The organism is Marinibacterium sp. SX1, assembly GCF_050389775.1.
Classification (GTDB): domain Bacteria; phylum Pseudomonadota; class Alphaproteobacteria; order Rhodobacterales; family Rhodobacteraceae; genus Marinibacterium.
This window is the reverse complement of the sequence record NZ_CP177144.1, coordinates 622,387-641,263: the sequence shown is the minus strand read 5'-3', so window position 1 is coordinate 641,263 and position 18,877 is coordinate 622,387. Positions and strand designations below refer to the sequence as shown.

The following is an 18,877-nucleotide window of genomic DNA, read 5'->3' as shown; positions in this document are numbered from 1 at the left end:
CATGAAACTGCCCTATATCCCTGACGACGCACCATTTTCCGGCGAACAGAAATCCTGGCTGGGCGGGTTCCTGGCTGGCCTGCATTCGCGCATGGTCATGGGCGGCGCCACGCCCGTCGCCCCGGCTGACGGTGGCGTTCAGGCCCGGCCGCTGCACATCCTCTATGGCACCCAGACCGGCAATGCCGAGGAACTGGCCAACGAGGCCGCGACGCTGGCGCGCGGCCGGGGCTTTGCGCCCAAGCTGGCCGAGCTGGACGACATCACGCCCGATCAGCTGGCCACGATGGAGCATCTGGTCATCGTCGTTTCGACCTATGGCGACGGCGAGATGCCCGACAATGCCGGCATGTTCTGGGACGCCCTGTCGTCCGAGGCCGCGCCGCGGCTGGAAAACCTGCGTTACGGGGTGCTGGGGCTGGGCGACACCAGTTATGAACATTTCTGCCATGCGGCCAAGCTGATCGACATGCGGCTGGAACAGCTGGGCGCGAAACGGCTGGGCGACCGGGTGGATTGCGACATCGATTACGAAGAGGTCGCTACCGGCTGGCTCACCGCCACGATCCCGCAGGCCGAAGGCGCGACCGCCCCGGTGCGGCCCGCGCCCGATGCCAAGCTGACCAAGTCCGGCTGGTCGCGCAAGACGCCCTATGTGGCCGTGATGAAAGAGAATTACATCCTGTCGGGCGCGCAATCGGCCAAGGAGATCCGGCACGTCACCTTCGATCTGGGCGACAGCGGCATGAGCTACGAGGCCGGCGATGCGCTTGGTGTCATGCCGGTCAACGCGCCCGACCTGGTTGCCGGCATCCTCGCCCGCCTGGGCGTCGGGGCCGATCACGCGATCCCCGGGCAGGAGGCGCCGCTGGGCGATCTGCTGACCCGAAGGTTCGAAATCGCCACCCCCTCGCGCGAATTGATCAAGGCGCTGGCGCCGCTGGCCGGGGACGACGAATTCTCGCATGTCGTGCGCAACGGCGACAAGGAGGCGCTGGACGCCTGGCTCTGGGGGCGCGACCTGCTGGACCTGTTGCAGCTCAACCCGACGCTGCCGCTGGACCCGGCCGAGGTTGTGTCCTGGCTCAAACCCTTGCAACATCGGGCCTATTCGATTTCCTCCAGCCCGAATGCCCATCCCGGCGAGGTCCACCTGACCGTCGCCGCCGTGCGCTGGACCTTCAACCGGCGTGCGCATCGCGGTGTCTGTTCGACCTTCCTGGCCGATCACGTGCCGACGGGCGCCACGGCGGGGATTTTCATGTCGCCCAACAAGGCCTTCCGCGTGCCCGCCGACGACAATGCACCGATGATCATGGTCGGCCCCGGCACCGGCATCGCGCCGTTCCGCGCCTTTCTCGAAGAACGCCGGGCGCGTGGCGCCAAGGGGGCCAACTGGCTGTTTTTCGGCGATCAGCACCGGGCCAGCGATTTCATCTACGAGGACGAGATCAGCGCGATGAGCGCCTCGGGCCTGCTGACCCGGCTGGACCTGGCGTTTTCGCGGGACCAGGCCGAAAAGATCTATGTGCAGGACCGCATGGCCGAAAATGGCCGCGATCTCTACGCGATGCTGGAAGAGGGCGGGCATTTCTACGTCTGTGGCGATGCCACGCGCATGGCCCGCGACGTGGACGCCACGTTGCATCGCATCATCGAAACCCAGGGTGGCATGACCCCCGAGGCGGCAATTGACTACGTCAACCGTCTGAAGCGCGAAAAGCGTTACCTTCGGGACGTTTACTGAGGTTCCCCCATGCCCCCGACCTGTGGACAGGCGCGTCGCGCCTGTTGCCCCGACGCGGAAATGCCGCGTTCGCTTAACGATGTGTCGACCGTTGTGCAGGTCGAAGAGCTTGGTCTCGATATCGAGGCGCTGGCCCTGCTGGGCACGCAATTTGCCGATGCGCTGATCACCACGCGCAACGATGCGGCGCTGGTCTCGGGGCGCGGCGGTTATGGCCGGGTGCAACCGACCGGCAGCGCCCTGTCGGTGAACGGGCGGAGGGTCAGCCTGCGATATGCGCGCAGCGCGCCGCTGGCCCTGGCCCGGGCCGAGGCCCAGCCGCTGCTTGGCCGGCCCGGCGCGATCATGGCCGTTGACGGCAACGGGCTGGTCCATCACCGCGCCCAGTTCAATGCTCCGTACGATCAACGGGTTGCCCAATCGGTGGAGCCGGAACCCGGCATGCCCCTGGCCGTGCCGGATGACATCGTCGGCAACGTCGTTTCGCTGGCCGCCGTGCGGCAGGTGCGTGACGGCTGGCCCCGGGCCTGCGCCGCGCGGCACCTGGACGATCTGCTGATCCATGGCGCGGGGCACCGGCTGGCCTGCCTGCCTCATGTCGGGCGGGACCGGGCCTGGCGGATTGCCCTGCCGATGGTGCCCGGCCTGTTGCGCCACCTGTTCGAGAGCGGCCGCAGCTTTACCCGGGCGGTTTGCGGGCCGGGGGTGATGCAATTCCAGACCGGAGCGCTGACGGCCTTGGTCGAAGGCGGAAACATGGTAATCGCGCGGATGGAACGCGATGTGTTCTCGCTGGATCTGAATTCCCTGGGGCAGGCCTGGGTTGTCGCCTCGCCCGCGCATTGGCAGATCGAGCTGTTCGATGGTCAGGGCGCCGTGGCCGCCGTGTTGATGGCCGACCCGATGAGCGATGCCGGCGCCTGGCGGGATCGGCTGGCCTGTTTGCCGCGGGCGTCGTGACGGGCGGCAGCGGGCCTGTCTGGTGCGGGAAAATAGCGATCAATTGAAGTAACTTCGCACTAGGGCCCCGGCGATCAGGCTCCAGCCGTCGGCGACGACAAAGAAGGCCAGCTTGAACGGCAGGGCAACCACGGCGGGGGGCACCATCATCATGCCCATCGACATCAGGATCGCGGCCACGACCAGGTCGATGACTAGGAACGGCAGGAAGATCACAAAGCCGATCTGGAACGCCCGCGAGATTTCGGACAGCAGGAAGCTGGGCACCAGTAGCGACAGGTGGGCATCGCGCGCCGGGGCGTCGACATCGGCATCCGGGCGCAGGTTGGCCATGGCCACGTAGGTGTCGGGATCCAGCCGGGCGGCCATGAAATCGCGGAACGGATCCATCGTCTGGTGAAAGGCCGCCTCGGCGTCGATCTCTTCGGACAGGAGCGGGGCGATCCCGCCTTCCCAGGCCGTGGTAAAGACGGGTTCCATCACGAAATAGGTCAGGAACAGGGCCAGGCTGACGATCAGCATGTTGGGCGGTGATTGCTGCAAGCCGATGGCCTGGCGCAGGATCGACAGGACCGTGACCAGGAAGGGAAAGCAGGTCACCATGATGACCAGCCCCGGGGCGATGCTGAGCACGGTGATCAGCAGGATCAGCTGGATCGACCGGGCGGTGAGCGAGCCGCCATCGCCCAGCGACACCGAGATTTCCTGGGCCCAGCCGGTCGCCGGCAGCATGGCCAACAGGATGGCCACCCCGAGGCCCGTGATCAGCCGGCGCATGCGATCAGCCCAGTTCGTCGCGCAGGTTGGCGATTTCGGTCAGCCGCACGGCCAGCTGGCCAGGCACGTCGCCATCCATTTCCTCCAGCTCGCCACGGGCGACGAGCTTGTCGCCGACATAGAGTTCCACCGGGTCCTCGACCCGCCGGTCCAGGCCCAGCACGGCGTTTTCTCCCAACCGCATCAGGTCGCGCACCAGCGGCCGGGCCTTGCCGACGCTGACGACGATTTCGATGGGCACGGCGGAAAAGGGGTTGCCGGCGTCCGGCCGGGTGTCTCCGTCAGGCGTGTCTGTCACTGGGGCTCTCCTTGCGGGTTTCAAAGACATGGGCGGCCAGGGCCTGGCGCATTTCCTCGGCCAGCCCCGACAGGTCGATCTCGACCCCGCCGTCTTCCAGGTGCAGCCGGGCCTGGCCGTCGCCGAGGGTCGGGTCTTCGTCGATGATGATCTCGAGGTTCTCGGTTTCGGGCAGCATCGGGGCCAGCGCATCGCCGGTGCCCACCGGCACGGCCAGCACCAGCGGCCGACCCATCGCTTCGGTCGCGATATCGCCCAGGGCCTGCACGATCCGCGGCACCAGGCCCGAGCGGACCATGCCGGGCAGCAATTGCTCGGCGATGGCCTCGAACACCGGGGCCAGGGCCAGCTGCATCTGGCCAAGCGCCTCGTGATAGGAAAATTCCGTTGTTTCAAGCGTCTGGCACAGGGCGTCCGACAGGCGGGCCTTGCCCTGGGTATCGGCGGCAATGGCGTCTTCCCACCCGGCCGCATAGCCTTTTTCGAATGCGGCCAGGCGCTGTTCCTCAAGTTCGAGGTTGCTCATCAGCAGCGTTGCGGTCTCGGCCGGATCGGTTGTCTTGAAATCCTCCAGGAGGTGCGAGATCGGCATCAGGCGTTCTCCTCGTCTTCAAGCCAGTTGCGCAGGATTTCGATGGTTTCGTCCTGGCGTTCCCCGATCAGGTTGCGCAGACGGTCGGCCGCCGATTCGTCGCTGCCGTCCAGCGGGGGCAGCCCGCCGATCCCATCGTCCATCCCGCCCATCAGGGGCGGCAGAAACCCGTCCGAGCCGCCGTCGATCTCGCCGTTCAGGGCGGCGCCGGCATAATCGTCTTCCTCGGCCGGGGGCAGGGCGGGGGCCGGTTCCATCGGCAGGCCGGGCGCGCCGCCCGGCGCGGCCAGGATCGGGCGCACGACAAACAGGCCCAGGGCCAGGGCCACAAGGGCCAGGATGCCGACCTGGGCCAGTTGCATGATGTCGGCACCGGTCAGATCGAACAGCGATTTCCCGGCAACGCTGGTGCCCTCGGGTTCGACGGCGGGCAGCTCCATGGCCTTCAGCGTGATGACATCGCCGCGCGATTCGTCATAGCCCACGGCCGAGGCCACCAGTTCGCGCAGGGCTTCCAGTTCGGCATCCTCGCGGGGCACCGATTGCGCCGCGCCGCTGGCGTCGGGAACGACCAGGTTGTTGACCAGGACCGCGATGGTCAGCCGGCGCACGGCCCCCGGGCTGCGCAGCACCTCGCGTTCGACCTCGGACACTTCGTAGTTGATGCGCTCGCGGGTTTCGCTGGTCTCGGCCTGGCCCGATCCGCCATTGGCCGCATCGCCATCGGGCAGGTTCGAGGCCACGGTCACCGCGCCGTTGGTTTCGGACGAGGTATTCGAGCGCTCTTCGGTATCGGTGCTGATGGCCACCCGGCCGTCGGGGTCGAACCGCCGTTCGCGGATGGATTCGGTTTCGGTCACGGTGTCGACCGACACTTCGACAACCGCGTTGCCCCGCCCGACCCGGGCCTCGATCAGGCGCAACACCTTTTCCCGCAGCTGCTCGGCGCGGTCCTGGGCGCCGCTGGCCGAGGCGGCCTCTTCGGTGGCGCCGACGACCTTGCCGTTGGAATCTATGACCGCCACATCGGCGATATCCAGCCCTGCAACCGCCGAAGCCACGAGGAATCGCAAAGCCTGGGCCTGTTCGGCCGAAATCGGGCCGCCCGTCGGCACGACGGCGATCGAGGCCGTGGGGGTCACGCTGCGCTGGAACGGGTTGCTGGAGCCATTGGCGATGTGCACGCGGGCCTGGGCGATATGCGGGCTGCCGACGATGGTCCGGGCGAGCTCGCCTTCCTTGGCGCGCCAATAGGCGGCATCGAACATCTGCGACGTCGTGCCAAAGCCCGAGAGCCCGTCGAGCAATTCGTAACCGCGGCCACCGGTCGCAGGCAGGCCATCGCCGGCGAGGGTCATCCGCAGCGCATCGCGGTCGCGCATGGGCACATAGATCGAATCGCCGCGCACCTGGTATTGCACGCCCTGCTGATCGAGCGCGCGCACGACATCCCCGGCCGCCGAGCTGTCGAGCCCGGCATATAACAGCGCCATGTTCGGCCGCGAGGCCAGTTTGCTCATGGCAAAGAGCGTTGCGGTAACCAGAAGCGTCGTCACGACCACCATGATTCGCTTCCGCGGGTCCAGCCCTGCCCAGGCGCCCAATATCTGCTGCACGTCAACCTCCGTCCTGCCCGACGTCCTGTCGGGATTGAGCCATCTTTGAACGATCTCGCTTAACAATCGGTTAGTCCCTCTCGGGCTATGACAGGGGGGCAGATCAACGAGGGAAGGCGCATGACGGACGCTGCCGCAGAACCGACGGAAGAGCCCAAGAAAGGCGGCAAGGGGCCGCTGATCATCGGCCTCGTGCTGGCCCTGGTCGGGGGTGGCGGCGGCTTTTTCGCGGCCAGTTCGGGCATGCTGCCCTTCGGGCCCAAGGCCGAGGTCGCGGAAGAGCATGTCGAGGAAGAGCTCGACGTCGTGCCGACCGACGACATCCAGTTCATCTCGGTGCCGGGCATGGTGATTTCCTTCACCGGCGGCGGGCGCCGGCTGCTCCTGCGATTCTCGGCCGAGCTGGAGGTCAGCAAGGCCTACAAGGACGATGTCGAGGTGCTTCTGCCGCGGATCGTCGATGTGCTGAACGGCTATCTCAGGGCGTTGGAAGTGTCCGACATCGAAGACCCGATGGCCCTGACGCGGCTGCGCGCGCAGATGCTGCGGCGCATCCAGATCGTGACCGGCCGCGACATGGTGCGCGACCTGCTCATCATGGAATTTGTTCTGAATTAGGAGACAGATGTGGAGTTCATAGCCGATATCCTGCTGGTGGCGGGTGCGTTGGGAGCGGGGTTCTATTGTTTTGTCCTGGCCCGGCGGCTGACCCGGTTCAACGACCTGGAAAAAGGCGTGGGCGGCGCGGTTGCCGTGCTGTCGGCGCAGGTTGACGATCTCAGCAAGGCGCTGACCCAAGCGCAATCGGCCTCGGGGTCATCGACCGAAGCCCTTGCCGATCTGACGCACAGGGCCGAGGCCGTGGCCCAGCGGCTGGAGCTGATGATGGCCTCGATGCACGATCTGTCCGAGGAACCCAGGTCAGCACCCGAATCGACTGCACCAGCGGCGGGCCCGTCTGAAAAGCCCGAGACACCCGCGACAGAACAGGCTGAACGGTCGACAGAGCCGATGTTCATGCGTCATTCGGCCGAACGGAAGGGGGCGGCATGATGGGCAAGATTCGCAAACCCAGGATCCTGCGGTCCCGTGGCGGTTCGCTGTTGATGATTGCCACGCTGCTGATCGGTTCGGGCGTTTTGCGCCTGGTGTTCGAAGCAGCCCCGGCGATGGCCAAGGCCGAAGGGAACAAAGAGGGTACGACCAAACCGCATGCCGCGGACAAGGACATGCACATGGCCAAAGCCGGCGAGCCGGCCCAGGCTATGTCTGACCGGGCGGGGCTACAGGACATGCTGACTGCCTTTCGCGAGCGCGAGGCGCGGCTGACCGAGCGCGAACGTCTGATCGAAGAGCGGGCCCATGCGCTTGAAATTGCGGACAAGGCGGTGACGGAAAAGCTTCAGGCGCTGGTCAGGGCGGAAACCGCCCTGCGCGAGACGCTGGCCCTGGCGGATGGGGCGGTCGAGAAAGATATCGCCCGACTGACCGTGGTGTACGAAACGATGAAGCCCAAGGAGGCCGCGGCGCTTTTCGAGGAAATGGCGCCGGAATTCGCGGCCGGTTTCCTGGCCCGCATGCGGCCCGAGGCGGCCGCCCAGATCATGACCGGGCTCAGCGCCGAAGCGGCTTACACGATCAGCGTCGTCATGGCCGGGCGAAATGCGCAGGCGCCGACCGAGTAACTTTCGCGGCTAAGCGAATTCTTAAGGTCATGGGTCCAATCTGGCCCCGAGGCAAGAATCCAAGAGGCAGAACATGTTCGGGTTGATCGGCATTGTCGTGATTTTCGTTATGGTCTTCGGGGGCTATCTGCTCGCCGGGGGCAAGCTGACGATCATTCTGAAATCCCTGCCGTTCGAGATGATGATGATCGGTGGTGCGGCCGTTGGGGCCTTTCTGATCAGTAATGATCTGGGCGCGGTCAAGCAGACGGGCAAGGATATCGGCAAGGTCTTCAAGGGGCCGAAGTGGAAGCCGGATGACTACAGGGACCTGCTGTGCCTGCTGTTTTCCCTGATCCGGATCGCCCGCCAGAACCCGGTTTCGCTGGAAGCGCATATCGAAGATCCTGAGAATTCCGACCTGTTCGGCAAGTATCCCAAGATCCGGGATGACCACGAGGCGGTCGAACTGATCTCGGACACGTTGCGGTCGGCTTCGATGAATTACGACGATCCGCACCAGGTCGAGGAAGTGCTCGAGAAGCGCATCGAGAACACGCTGCACCATGCGCTGCATTCCAGCCATGCCCTGCAGACCGTAGCCGACGGCCTGCCGGCCCTGGGAATCGTTGCCGCCGTTCTGGGCGTGATCAAGACCATGGGCTCGATCGACCAGCCGCCCGAGATCCTGGGCAAGCTGATCGGTGGCGCGCTGGTCGGGACTTTCCTGGGCGTGTTCCTGGCCTATGGCATCGTTGGCCCTTTCGCGGCCAAGGTGAAGACGGTGGTCGAAGAGGACGGGCATTTCTACCAGCTGATCCGCGAAGTCCTGGTGGCCAACCTGCACAACCATGCTCCGCCAATCTGCATCGAGGTCGGACGCCAGAACACGCCCCATCATTACCGGCCCAATTTCTCGGAACTCGAAGAAGCCCTGAAAGCGGTGAAACAGGACGCGGCATGATCCACAGGCTGTTCTTTGGGGCTGTTCTGGCAGCTTGGGCGGGCCTTGGCTGTGCTCAGACGCTGGATGTCAGGTCGGGTGAACACGCCGATTTCACCCGGCTTGTCATCCGTTTGCCTGACGATACCCCGTGGCGCTTTGCTCAGGATGGGTCCATGGCGCAGTTGATCGTCGACAACGCCGATATTGATTTCAACACCGACACTGTCTTCGCGCGGATCCCCAGGACCCGATTGGAGGGGCTAAGTCAGCCTGATTCCGGTGGGGTCCTGCAATTGGCCTTGGCTTGCAATTGCCCGGTCTCCAGTTTCGTCGAGAAAGGAAATTATCTGGTTCTCGACATTGGCGAGGCTATCGAGGGACAACCGATCCAAACCGGGATCGGTGTGGAAACTCAAGCTCTCCAAGGAGAACGGGATGCGGAGGTGGCGCCAACGGTGCCGTTTCCCCTTTTGGGTCCCGAAACTGCCCCGGGCGCGTTGTTGGCCAACTCCATTTCATCGTTGAATCGCGCGTCGGCCGTCATTGGCGGCAGCCCGGTGGAAACCGCGGCGACCGATGAAGGACCTTCAGCCGAAGATCTGACGCAATCCGAGCGCATCCTTGAAGAGCAGATTTCCCGGGCGGCTACCCAAGGCCTCGTTGCGGTGGATGCACAGGCGTTGACCGATATCGGCCAGCGCTTGGAAAACAATGAAGGGGCGCCAAACCCGGCGACTTCGTTGAACATCCGCGCTGTCACGAGCGTAGATCGTGACATGACACCGGCACTCGAAGGAATGTCGTTGTCGGGGAACTCGGCATATTGCCTGGATCCGGACGTTGTCGATCTGACCAGATGGGGCGATGATCGACCTTTCGGCCACCAGGTCGGCGCCTTCCGAACGCGAATGGCTGGAGAATTTGACGACCTGTCGGACCGGGACATCATGGGTTTGGCAAAGACTTATCTCTACTTCGGTTTCGGCGCCGAGGCGCATCAATTGATGTTGGGGTTAGACCCGAGCACGAAACATCTTGAACCCTTGATGGCGCTGTCGCGTCTTCTGGAGAGTGGCGATCTGCCGGAGCCGCACCCGTTCGATCACCAACTGCACTGCGACTCGGTGCTTGCACTCTGGTCGGTATATGCCAACCCGCTGTCATCCCGGGATGAGGTAAACTCAGGCGCCGTGATACGCGCATTCGTCGAATTGCCTAACCACATTCGCAGTCTGATAGGTCCGGGGCTCTTGAGGCGTTTCACGAACGCCGGCGATAGTGAAACCGCAGAGTTGCTTGTGCGCCTCATCAACCGATCCGCGCCGCAAAAAGACACACCAATGCTGATGGCCGAAGCGGAGATTGCGCGGTTGAACGGGGATGAGGAAACGGCCGACGATCTTGTCGAAGACGTGGCACATAGCGGTTCTCAGGACTCACCTGAGGCTCTGATCACGCTTGTCGAACGCCATTTCGAGACCCGGGAAACCTTGCCGTCAGAAACGGTGCAGTTGCTCGAATCCTATGTTCTCGAATTGCGTCGGGATGAGTTGGGAAGCGAAATGGCCCGTGCCTACTCCTTGGCCTTGGCGCTAGCGGGTGACTTTCCCGCGGCGTTCTCCCAGCCAACCGGAGCAGATGCGTCGCAAGCCCGCGACCTTCTGCATAAGAATCTGGCTCTCCTGACCGAAAATGCCGATGATCTCACCTTTCTGGAGTTGTCGTTCGATGCGACCAACGACGCACGATCCGGTCTGCCCGTTGATTTGAAGATGCAGATGTCCAAGCGTTACATTGATATGGGCTTTCCTGAAGCGGCTTTGGCTCTGCTCGATCGGCCACTCGCACAAGCAGAACCCGATGGTTATTCGGCACTGAGGGCAGAGGCGGCGCTCGATGCCGGATTACCGCGACGCGCATTGCTGGAGCTGGTCGGGCGAAGCGGAGCTGAGGTTGATGAGCTGAGAGCGGAGGCGCTGCGAGCAAGTGGTCTGCACGCCGAAGCGGCACAAATCTATGCAACGCTGAATGCGCCAGAAGAAGCTGCGCGTTCCGAATGGCTTGCAGGACTTTCTGCCCCCGAAGGAGAGGAAGAAGGCACGCCGTATGCGTCCCGTCGGACGGCATCGCAACGGCTCAACGAAGGCCCGACGCCTCCGCAAGATTTGTCCCTGGAAGCAGCGCGATCACTGCTCGAACAATCCGAGGCCGTTCGAAGGGACATCGAGTTGCTCGATGTCGGTGCCGATGCCGGCACGCGGTAACCGAATCTCAAGCCACTATGATTAGCCTCGCAATCGAGTGACATTAGATCAAAGTGACCTGGCAGAATGCCAACCCAAAGCTACGACGTATCGCTGCAATTGCGTGCGTTCCTCAAAACGATGGCCCTTGCCCTGACGGTTTTGCCTGCCAATTCCGTCGAGGCGGCACGCAACAATTGTGATGCTGCGGCCGACCGGGCATCGCGGCATACGGGCGTGCCTGTTGAAGTCCTGCAGGCCGTGACCCGGGTTGAAACCGGCCGAAATCGGGATGGCAATGTGGAACCATGGCCTTGGGCGATCAACGTTGCGGGTAAGGGCTATTGGTTCGACAACGAGGATGCCGCCCTTTCCTTTGCCTTCAAACAAGTCAAAAACGGCGCGCGGAATTTCGATGTTGGTTGTTTCCAGATCAACTATCGCTGGCACGGCGATGCCTTCGTATCCATCGAAGACATGTTCGACCCGGAAACAAACGCCCAGTATGCCGCGCGCTTCCTGGTCCAGCTGTTTGAAGAGTTCGGCGATTGGGAAAGCGCGGCTGGCGCCTATCACTCTCGCACCAAGAAGTTCGCCGATCGCTACAAGGACCGCTTTCGCGAGATCCGCGCAAAGCTGGATATTCCAAACGGGCCACCCAATACCACCAGACGCCGGCGGGTTGGTGCCGGTCCGGGAAGCCTGATTGGCGACGTGTCGCATGGCCGGCGTAGTCCGGGGTCGCTCGTGGCATTGGCTGGCGGTCAATCCGCCTTCATTCGTTTCGACTGAACGGGGACACAAATGCCCAGGTTGACACTTCAATCGCTCTTCAGCCCTACAGTCCTGCTGGCATTGGCTTTGATGACCGTGATCGTCATGATGATCCTGCCGATGCCGGCCTGGATCCTCGACATCGGTCTAGCCGGTTCGTTTTCCCTGGCCATCCTGATCTTCACCGTCACGCTCTTCATCGAGCGGCCACTCGACTTTTCGGCGTTTCCAACTGTGCTCTTGGCTTCGCTGATGTTGCGGCTGTCGCTCAACGTGTCCTCGACCAAGTTGATCATTGGCCAGGGTCATACTGGCCCCGACGCCGCCGGAGGCGTCATCGAAGGTTTCGCCGCCTTCATCATGGGCGGCAGCGTGTTTCTTGGTCTCGTCGTTTTTGGCGTCCTGCTGATTGTCAATTTCATGGTCATCACCAAGGGCGCTGCCCGCATGGCCGAAGTCGGCGCGCGTTTTGCGCTGGATGGCATGCCCGGCAAGCAGCTGGCCATCGACAGCGACATGTCCGCCGGTGCCATCGACCATGCCGAAGCAAAAAGGCGGCGGGCCCTGGAGCAACAGGAAACGACCTTTTTCGGCTCGCTCGACGGCGCGTCGAAATTCGTCAAGGGCGACGCGATTGCCGGTCTGTTGATCACATTGCTGAACCTTATCATGGGCTTGGCGATGGGGCTTGTCGTGCACGACATGCCCATCGGCGCGGCATTCGAAACCTACGCCATTCTCACGGTCGGCGACGGTCTGGTGACCCAGATCCCGGCCGTGATCATTTCCATCGCGTCGGCCTTGCTGCTTGCGCGCGGGGGGAACCAGGGCGCGACCGATATCGCCATTTTCTCTCAACTTGGAAAATACCCCGGCGCTTTGTCGACCGTAGCCGTGCTGATGGCGATCTTTGCGCTGGTTCCGGGGCTACCCTTCCTGCCGTTCATTGCCGGCGGCGCGATCCTGGCCCTGGCTGCGCGGGCGATCGGGCGACGACAGATGGAACGTGATGCCGCCGAAGAGGCCGAGGCCGCCAATACCCCTGCCCAGGCCAAGCCGATGGGCGACATCCTTGATCTCGACGATATCCACGTCGAATTTGCGCCGGACCTTGTGGCCATGGTTCTGGATCCGGGAACGGGCCTGGATGCCCGGATCGCCAACATGCGCCGGCACGTGGCCACATCCTTCGGTATCATCCTGCCCGAAATCCGTCTGACCGATCAGCCCGCGCTTGATGTCGGAACCTATCGCGTCCGCATCCAGGGTGTCGAGCAGGCCACCGGCGCGTTGAACCCTGACATGGTTCTGGCGCTCTTGCCCGACAATCCAGATGCTCTGCCCCCCGGCCATGACGTTACCGAACCTGTCTACGGTGCCCCTGCGCGGTGGATTTCGCCGACCACGCAAGACGAGGCCGCGATGAGCGGCGCCACCATCGTGACGCCGCCCGAAATCCTGGCGACCCACCTGCTCGAGGTCATCAAATCGAACTTCGGCCGCCTGCTGACGCTCAAGGCCCTGCGCCGTATCCTGACCGAACTGACCCGGCTGAGCGATCCGGCGCGAAGCGAGGCCAACCGCAAGCTGATCGACGAATTGATTCCGGACAAGGTGCCGATGGACACGTTGCATGCGGTCTTGCGGTTGCTGGTCGATGAACGCGTGTCGATCCGCAACCTGCCTCTGATCCTCGAATCCATTGCCGAGGCGCGGTTGACGGTCACCCAGCCGGAAGGGATTTGCGAACTTGTCCGGCAGCGCCTGGGTTTCCAGCTGGTTGCCGATCTGAAACGTCCCGACGGCACGATCCCCCTGGTCCAGCTGGCCCCGGAATGGGAGGAAACCTTTGCCGCCCACCAGGTCGACGCCGGCGCCGGGGGCCTCGACGTTGCGCTGCCGCCCGAACAATTCAACCGCCTGGCCAAGGCGCTTGGCGAGCGTTTGAATGACATTTCCGCGCGTGGCGTATCGGCCGCCCTGGTCACCCCGGTGCGCCGGCGCCGGTTCCTGCGCACGGTGATGCAGGCCCATGGGCTGACCACGCCGGTCTTGTCCTTCGAAGAGATCGGTCTGGAAGCCAAGCCCGCCCTTGTTGGCGTCATAGCCGCATGATGGGCCTGCCCGAAGGCGTGGCCGAGTTGTTTGGCGCTGTCTTCTGGCATGCGGCGATGGTTTTCCTGCGCGTCGGCGCCCTGGTCACCATGCTGCCGGCCTTTGGCGAACGGGCGGTTCCGGCGCGGGTGCGCCTGGCCATGGCCGTTGCCTTTACCGCGATTGTCGCGCCGGCGGTCCAAACCGTCGCGCCGCCTCACGACATGCTGGGCTATGCCGGTTTGGCCCTTGTCGAAACTACCATCGGAACCGCGCTTGGGTTCAGCCTGAGGCTCTTTATCCTGGCCTTGCAGACGGGCGGCACGATTGCCGCGCAATCGACCTCGTTGTCGCAGATCCTCGGCGCGGCCAATGCCGATCCGTCCCCGGCCATGGGCCATTTGCTGGTGGTCGGCGGTCTGGCGCTGGCGGTCATGACGGGCCTGCATGTGCGCGCGGCCGAGTTCATGTTGCTGTCCTATGACCTGTTCCCGATCGGCCTGCGCCCCGATGCTCGGGCCGTGTCGGCATGGGGACTGGGCCGGATCGTCGATGCCTTTGCCCTGGCGTTCCTGCTGGCCGCGCCATTTGTTATCGCGTCGTTCATCTACAATCTCGCGCTTGGCGTCATCAACCGGGCGATGCCCCAGCTCATGGTGGCCTTTGTCGGCGCCCCGGCCATCACCTGGGGCGGGATGGCCCTGCTTTTGGTCACCGCGCCCGTTCTCCTGGCCGTCTGGCTGCGTGAGCTGCACGGCTTCTTCAGCGCCGGGGGGCAGCTGTTGCCATGAGCCAGAAAGGCCAGGACGAATCCGAAAAGTCACACGAGCCAACGCCGGAGAAAATCCGCAAGGCCCGGGAAAAAGGCGATGTTCCGCGATCCGTCGATCTGTCGGTCGCGGCGTCTTATGTCGGGCTGGTCATTGCCGCGCTGTCAGTTGGCACCGGTAGTGTCGAACGGTTGGGCAGCGGGTTGATGACGTTTATCGATCGGGCCGACGACTTTGGCGGGCTTTTCTTCAACGGGCCGCCATCCGCGCCCATGGGCCTGTTGATCCTGGGAACGGGCCGGGCGCTTTGGGCCTGGTTCGGGCTGCCGGCCGCCGCCGTGCTGTTGGCCGTCCTGGCCCAGCAGGCCTTTGTCGTGGCCCCGGATCGGATCAAGCCAAAGCTTTCGCGGATCTCGCCCATCAGCAATGCCCGCAACAAGTATGGTCGTGCCGGTCTGTTCGAATTTATTAAAAGTGCGGCGAAGCTGTGCCTCTACACGGTTTGTGTCGGGCTCTTCCTGACATCGCGCTCGGATGTCCTGGTGGGGGTCATTCATTCCAGCCCGGGGATCGCGGTGGCCCAGCTGGGGCGACTTTTCGTCGAATTCATGCTGTTTGTCTGCATCATTGCCGGCGCGGTGGGGGCCATCGACGCGCTGTGGCAACATGCCGAGTTTCGCCGCAAGAACCGCATGACCCGCAAGGAAGTCACTGATGAAACAAAGGAATCCGAGGGCGATCCGCATCTGAAGATGGCCCGCCGTCGCAAGGGTCAGGACATTGCGCTGAACCAGATGCTGGCCGAAGTGCCCAAGGCCGACGTGGTCATCGTCAACCCGACCCATTTCGCTGTTGCCCTGAAATGGAGCCGGCTGCCCGGTGCCGCACCGGTCTGCGTGGCCAAGGGTGTTGACGAAGTGGCCCTGACGATCCGGCGCGCGGCCGAGGAGAACGGCGTCCCGATCCACAGTGACCCGCCCACGGCCCGCGCGCTGCATGCCACCGTCGAGCTGGATCGCGAGATACCAGAGAACCTTTACCGTGCCGTCGCCGTGGCGATTCGCTTTGCCGAAGACATGCGGCGCAAGGCCAAGGCGCGCGGATGACCCAGGATCGCCTGTCCCGCCTGTTGCCGGTAGCCCGGGCGAAGTACGAGGCCGAGTTCGCGTCGGTCCGGGCCTTGCTGCAGGCCGAGGCGCATTGCCGCGCGCAACTGGCCCGGCTGGATGCCCTGGCGCAGGAGGCCCGTGATCAGGCGCGAGCGCCGGGTGTCATGCAATTGCTTGGGGCGGATGTGCTCTTTGAACGCAACATCGCGCGCAGCCGGTCCATCCTGAACAGCGACCTGGCCCGTATCCTGGCGCGGAAGGAAACGGCGATGGTCAAGGTGCGCAAGGCCTTCGGGCGCAAGAATGCCATCGAGGTCACCAGCGCCCGGATGGCCGAAGAAGAGGCGCGCAGCCGGGCGGACCGGCAGCGCGATGCCGCGCTTGCGCCTTGGCTGGACGGAAGCGGCGGCCCGAAAGACGGGCCGCCGTAAGGGGATCATAGGGTCGGTGAAGCCGCTTTTCGCCGGATCATTCGCCGCGCAGGAAAACGCCCAGGCCCTCTTCGTCCAGGTGTTCGATGGTCATCGAGGCCTTGGACGACCCGTCTTCGAGGACGAATTCGACAAGGGAAACAGAGCCTTGCGGTTGGTTCTCTGTCATCGGGCGAACGATGAACGCATCTCCGTCCCAATGTTGCATGGCCAACTCGCGCGCCTCGGGGCCCAGTTGCAGGACAAGCCCGTCATCGCCGGCCACAACCCGGGCCGGGCCGAAATAGGCATTGTCGTACTGGCCCACGTAAGTGTCGTTGGGATGGGCCGGTGCGGGGTTTTCCGGCGGATTCTGCCCGACGAGACGGCCGAAGGGCGCGGTCAGCGAAGCCATGATCGGCGCGTAGCCGGCCAGCCAGTCGCGCGTTTCGACGCCCAGCTCGACTTGGTCCATGAATGCCGCAGCCAAGGCTTCCGCCGCACCGGTCGGCGGCGCGTTGGTCAGCACTACGATGCCGAGGTCCAGGTCGGGCAAAAGCGTGAAATTCGTCGACGCGCCAAGGGCAAAGCCGCCGGAATGGCTGATCTGGACCCGGCCGGTCGCGCGGACGCCGACGCCAAAGCCATAGCCATAGAACCCGCCGCGTGCTGCGGGCGACATGGGCAGACCGTTGATCGACTGGGCGGCAAGCGCCGGGCGCAGCGCGTCTTCGGCGATCAGCCGGGTCTCGCCGGCAAGGCCTTCGGCCAACACCATCGTCATCCAGCGCGCCATGTCATTGGCCGACGAACTGACCCCGCCGGCCGGGCTTTGCGCGTCGGGTTGGCGCAGATCGGCGACCTTGTACCCCGCGTCGCCCATCATGTGGCTGGCCGCACGGTTGTCGCGCGCCATGTAATCCGCATGGCGTGAGCTGGTCGATTCCATGCCAAGCGGTTGATAAAGCGCGCTTTCCGAGAGCTCGGCCCAGGTGGTGTCGGCCGCATTGGCCACGCCCTCTGCCGCGGCGGTCAGGCCGAAATTGGTATAGGCATACTGGGTGCGAAAGGCGTGGTGGGGCAGCAGGTGCAGCCGGTCCAGCACCGTGCGGCGATCATAGCCCAGGTCTTCGAGATCATCGCCGGCATGGTCGGGCAGGCCCGAACGGTGGGCATAGAGGTCGCCGATCGTGACATGTTCGGTGATCCAGCCGTCGCCCATGTCGAACCAGGGCAGCAGCTCGCTGACGGGCGTGTCCCAGGTCAGCGCGGTGTCGCTGATCTGGGTGGCCACCACGGTTGAGCCGACCGATTTCGACAGCGATGCCAGCAGGAAGACCGTATCGGCATCGACTGGCGCGTCCTGTCCCACCGCGCGCAGACCGAAGCCCTTGGCATAGATCGTCTCGCCTTCATGCACGACGGCCACGGACATGCCCGGAATACCGCTGCGGTCCATCATCTGCTGGGCTATCGCGTCCAGCGCGGCAACGGCGGCGTCGATCCTTTCGTCGGGTACGGGCAGCAGCACGGTTGCCGGCGGCGCGGGCATCGGATCGGGCAGGGCCAGGGCGGGCAGGGGTGTTTCGGCCTGCGCGGCGCCGGCTCCAAGGGCGAGAGCCAGCGCGAGGCCGGAGGTAAACCGGGAAAATTGCAAAAGAATAGTCCTTGTGAAAGGCGGCCGGGGCCGCGGTCGTCCGGCGCAAGACTAGGCGCGCGATTCCCCCCGGGCAAGCGCCCGGGGCCGGACAACCTGTTACCCGAGACGAAACTTTCCGCCAAAGGTCAGATGGTTGCACCACGGCGCCACGTCCGGGCGGATTGTCATTTTTGACTAGGCTGCGCGGGGGCTTGGCGCTTAGGGTCGAACCGATCTTTTGATGCAGACCGAATGGACCCGATTTGATGTCTTCTTCTTCCTCCGCCCCGACCTCGCAGGACCGCAGCAACGCCCCGGGTGGCCGGTCTCATTTCGCCGCCGGGGCCAAGCTGTCGGGCGACCTGATCGTGCCCGGCCTTGTCGAATTGCTGGGCGATGTCGAAGGAACGGTGCAGGCCGATGCCGTGGTCATCGAAACCTCGGGCACGGTGTCCGGCGATCTGAAGGCCGGCAGCATCACCATCAAGGGCCGATTCCAGGGCCGCATCTTTGGCGGCGATGTCCGGCTGTTGTCGGGCGCGCGGGTGGCGGGCGAGGTGGCCTATGCCTCGCTGACCATCGAAAGCGGCGCCGAAGTCGACCTGTCCTGCACGCGCAAGGGCTAGGCGCGCGACGGGTCAGACATCCTGGCGGGCGATATCCACGATCAGCACGTTCAGCACATCGTAACCGAATTCCCTTTGCGCCACGTCCAGAAGGGCGCCGCGCAGGATGTCCAGATTGTTGGACCGGGTGAAAGCACCCTGGAAGCCGCCCATGTTGGAATGGTCGAACAGGACCTGCAGGAAGGCATCGCGCAGCTTGGGCTCGCGGTTGTAGACAACCTCGCGCAGGCCAAGGGCGGTTTCCAGGCTGAGCGTCAGAACGACCAGCGCCTCGACCCGCCCCGAGGCCACGACCGGTACGACGAACTGGTTGTTTATCTTGACGAATTCCGTGGTGCTGACCTCTTCGCCCTCGCCGTGCCCGTCGTCGGCCTTCTTCTCGGGCTTGGGTTTCTTGGCGGCGGGTTTGGCGGCATCCTCGCCGTGATCCTTGGCGTCCTTGTCCTCGGCATGGTCTTCTTCGCCGTGGTCCTCGCCCCCGGCCTCGGCATGGCTTTCGCCCTCTTCGGCATGGGGTTCTTCGGCCGGGGCCAGGACCAGCCCGGCGCCGATGCCGGCGCCGACACCCACCAGCAGCATCAGGATCGGAAGCAGCTTGCCCATCGCGTGGTC

Annotated in this window: 19 protein-coding genes; 13 read left to right on the top strand and 6 right to left on the bottom strand. The window is 64.2% G+C overall.

The window, feature by feature from the left end; all coding sequences use genetic code 11:
- Position 1 precedes the first annotated feature (1 nt).
- Positions 2-1,747, top strand: a complete 1,746-nt coding sequence (locus ACK3BB_RS02950; RefSeq protein WP_428927242.1) for a sulfite reductase subunit alpha — start codon at positions 2-4, stop codon at positions 1,745-1,747.
- 60 nt (positions 1,748-1,807) lie between these two features.
- On the top strand, positions 1,808-2,707 hold the full coding sequence (locus tag ACK3BB_RS02945) for a hypothetical protein (protein ID WP_428927241.1): 900 nt from the start codon (positions 1,808-1,810) through the stop codon (positions 2,705-2,707).
- Between the two features lie 39 nt (positions 2,708-2,746).
- On the opposite strand, the gene fliP is transcribed toward ACK3BB_RS02945, so the two are convergent.
- Genes fliP through fliF form a run of 4 tightly spaced genes read right to left on the bottom strand, consistent with a single transcriptional unit; the run spans position 2,747 to position 5,990 of the window.
- Positions 2,747-3,484: a flagellar type III secretion system pore protein FliP gene (fliP, locus tag ACK3BB_RS02940; RefSeq protein WP_428927240.1), complete on the bottom strand. Its 738-nt coding sequence runs from the start codon at positions 3,482-3,484 to the stop codon at positions 2,747-2,749.
- A 4-nt stretch (positions 3,485-3,488) separates the two neighbouring features.
- Complete coding sequence (locus ACK3BB_RS02935; RefSeq protein WP_428927239.1) at positions 3,489-3,782, bottom strand: FliM/FliN family flagellar motor switch protein; 294 nt, start codon at positions 3,780-3,782, stop codon at positions 3,489-3,491.
- Entirely contained in the window at positions 3,766-4,374 is a 609-nt protein-coding gene (locus tag ACK3BB_RS02930; protein WP_428927238.1) for an ABC transporter ATP-binding protein, read from the bottom strand. Before ACK3BB_RS02930 ends, ACK3BB_RS02935 begins: the two co-directional genes overlap by 17 nt.
- Positions 4,374-5,990 carry a flagellar basal-body MS-ring/collar protein FliF gene (gene fliF, locus ACK3BB_RS02925; protein WP_428927237.1) on the bottom strand — a complete coding sequence of 539 codons (1,617 nt, stop codon included), beginning with the start codon at positions 5,988-5,990 and terminating at the stop codon, positions 4,374-4,376. Before fliF ends, ACK3BB_RS02930 begins: the two co-directional genes overlap by 1 nt.
- 120 nt (positions 5,991-6,110) lie before the next feature.
- On the opposite strand from fliF, the gene ACK3BB_RS02920 reads away from it, so the two are divergent.
- The 10 genes from ACK3BB_RS02920 to ACK3BB_RS02875 all read left to right on the top strand — a co-directional run bounded on the left by ACK3BB_RS02920 (position 6,111) and on the right by ACK3BB_RS02875 (position 16,021).
- Complete coding sequence (locus tag ACK3BB_RS02920) at positions 6,111-6,608, top strand: flagellar basal body-associated FliL family protein (RefSeq protein ID WP_428927236.1); 498 nt, start codon at positions 6,111-6,113, stop codon at positions 6,606-6,608.
- Positions 6,609-6,617: 9 nt separating this feature from the next.
- Positions 6,618-7,043 (top strand): hypothetical protein, encoded by a 426-nt coding sequence (locus tag ACK3BB_RS02915; RefSeq protein WP_428927235.1) that lies wholly within the window; start codon positions 6,618-6,620, stop codon positions 7,041-7,043.
- Positions 7,040-7,675, top strand: a complete 636-nt coding sequence (locus ACK3BB_RS02910) for a MotE family protein (RefSeq protein ID WP_428927234.1) — start codon at positions 7,040-7,042, stop codon at positions 7,673-7,675. Before ACK3BB_RS02915 ends, ACK3BB_RS02910 begins: the two co-directional genes overlap by 4 nt.
- A 73-nt stretch (positions 7,676-7,748) precedes the next feature.
- The gene (gene motA / locus ACK3BB_RS02905; RefSeq protein WP_428927233.1) at positions 7,749-8,618 is read left to right on the top strand and encodes a flagellar motor stator protein MotA; all 870 of its coding nucleotides are present in this window, start codon (positions 7,749-7,751) and stop codon (positions 8,616-8,618) included.
- Positions 8,615-10,864: a hypothetical protein gene (locus ACK3BB_RS02900; protein ID WP_428927232.1), complete on the top strand. Its 2,250-nt coding sequence runs from the start codon at positions 8,615-8,617 to the stop codon at positions 10,862-10,864. The genes motA and ACK3BB_RS02900 overlap by 4 nt, the downstream gene beginning before the upstream one ends.
- Positions 10,865-10,930: 66 nt before the next feature.
- Positions 10,931-11,635 (top strand): lytic transglycosylase domain-containing protein, encoded by a 705-nt coding sequence (locus ACK3BB_RS02895; RefSeq protein WP_428927231.1) that lies wholly within the window; start codon positions 10,931-10,933, stop codon positions 11,633-11,635.
- Between the two features lie 12 nt (positions 11,636-11,647).
- Complete coding sequence (gene flhA, locus ACK3BB_RS02890; protein ID WP_428927230.1) at positions 11,648-13,732, top strand: flagellar biosynthesis protein FlhA; 2,085 nt, start codon at positions 11,648-11,650, stop codon at positions 13,730-13,732.
- Positions 13,729-14,502 carry a flagellar biosynthetic protein FliR gene (locus tag ACK3BB_RS02885; protein WP_428927229.1) on the top strand — a complete coding sequence of 258 codons (774 nt, stop codon included), beginning with the start codon at positions 13,729-13,731 and terminating at the stop codon, positions 14,500-14,502. Before flhA ends, ACK3BB_RS02885 begins: the two co-directional genes overlap by 4 nt.
- Complete coding sequence (locus ACK3BB_RS02880) at positions 14,499-15,587, top strand: EscU/YscU/HrcU family type III secretion system export apparatus switch protein (protein WP_428927228.1); 1,089 nt, start codon at positions 14,499-14,501, stop codon at positions 15,585-15,587. The genes ACK3BB_RS02885 and ACK3BB_RS02880 overlap by 4 nt, the downstream gene beginning before the upstream one ends.
- Entirely contained in the window at positions 15,584-16,021 is a 438-nt protein-coding gene (locus ACK3BB_RS02875; protein ID WP_428927227.1) for a hypothetical protein, read from the top strand. Before ACK3BB_RS02880 ends, ACK3BB_RS02875 begins: the two co-directional genes overlap by 4 nt.
- A 37-nt stretch (positions 16,022-16,058) precedes the next feature.
- Here the strand turns inward: ACK3BB_RS02875 and ACK3BB_RS02870 are convergent, their stop codons facing one another.
- Complete coding sequence (locus ACK3BB_RS02870; protein WP_428927226.1) at positions 16,059-17,657, bottom strand: serine hydrolase; 1,599 nt, start codon at positions 17,655-17,657, stop codon at positions 16,059-16,061.
- Positions 17,658-17,905: 248 nt separating this feature from the next.
- Between ACK3BB_RS02870 and ACK3BB_RS02865 the strand changes: the two genes are divergently transcribed.
- A complete protein-coding gene (locus ACK3BB_RS02865; RefSeq protein ID WP_428927225.1) occupies positions 17,906-18,265 on the top strand; it encodes a bactofilin family protein in 360 nt (119 codons plus the stop codon).
- A 12-nt stretch (positions 18,266-18,277) separates the two neighbouring features.
- Here ACK3BB_RS02865 and ACK3BB_RS02860 read toward each other — a convergent pair whose 3' ends face one another.
- Positions 18,278-18,868 (bottom strand): flagellar basal body-associated FliL family protein, encoded by a 591-nt coding sequence (locus ACK3BB_RS02860; protein WP_428927224.1) that lies wholly within the window; start codon positions 18,866-18,868, stop codon positions 18,278-18,280.
- Positions 18,869-18,877 lie beyond the last annotated feature (9 nt).

Bases quoted from the DNA above. Each gene is read 5' to 3' on its own strand.
- ACK3BB_RS02950 (WP_428927242.1), top strand. From the start codon at position 2: ATGAAACTGCCCTATATCCCTGACGACGCACCATTTTCCGGCGAACAG.
- ACK3BB_RS02945 (WP_428927241.1), top strand. From the start codon at position 1,808: ATGCCGCGTTCGCTTAACGATGTGTCGACCGTTGTGCAGGTCGAAGAG.
- fliP (WP_428927240.1), bottom strand. From the start codon at position 3,484: ATGCGCCGGCTGATCACGGGCCTCGGGGTGGCCATCCTGTTGGCCATG.
- ACK3BB_RS02930 (WP_428927238.1), bottom strand. From the start codon at position 4,374: ATGCCGATCTCGCACCTCCTGGAGGATTTCAAGACAACCGATCCGGCC.
- ACK3BB_RS02920 (WP_428927236.1), top strand. From the start codon at position 6,111: ATGACGGACGCTGCCGCAGAACCGACGGAAGAGCCCAAGAAAGGCGGC.
- ACK3BB_RS02910 (WP_428927234.1), top strand. From the start codon at position 7,040: ATGATGGGCAAGATTCGCAAACCCAGGATCCTGCGGTCCCGTGGCGGT.
- motA (WP_428927233.1), top strand. From the start codon at position 7,749: ATGTTCGGGTTGATCGGCATTGTCGTGATTTTCGTTATGGTCTTCGGG.
- ACK3BB_RS02900 (WP_428927232.1), top strand. From the start codon at position 8,615: ATGATCCACAGGCTGTTCTTTGGGGCTGTTCTGGCAGCTTGGGCGGGC.
- ACK3BB_RS02895 (WP_428927231.1), top strand. From the start codon at position 10,931: ATGCCAACCCAAAGCTACGACGTATCGCTGCAATTGCGTGCGTTCCTC.
- flhA (WP_428927230.1), top strand. From the start codon at position 11,648: ATGCCCAGGTTGACACTTCAATCGCTCTTCAGCCCTACAGTCCTGCTG.
- ACK3BB_RS02885 (WP_428927229.1), top strand. From the start codon at position 13,729: ATGATGGGCCTGCCCGAAGGCGTGGCCGAGTTGTTTGGCGCTGTCTTC.
- ACK3BB_RS02880 (WP_428927228.1), top strand. From the start codon at position 14,499: ATGAGCCAGAAAGGCCAGGACGAATCCGAAAAGTCACACGAGCCAACG.
- ACK3BB_RS02875 (WP_428927227.1), top strand. From the start codon at position 15,584: ATGACCCAGGATCGCCTGTCCCGCCTGTTGCCGGTAGCCCGGGCGAAG.
- ACK3BB_RS02865 (WP_428927225.1), top strand. From the start codon at position 17,906: ATGTCTTCTTCTTCCTCCGCCCCGACCTCGCAGGACCGCAGCAACGCC.
- ACK3BB_RS02860 (WP_428927224.1), bottom strand. From the start codon at position 18,868: ATGGGCAAGCTGCTTCCGATCCTGATGCTGCTGGTGGGTGTCGGCGCC.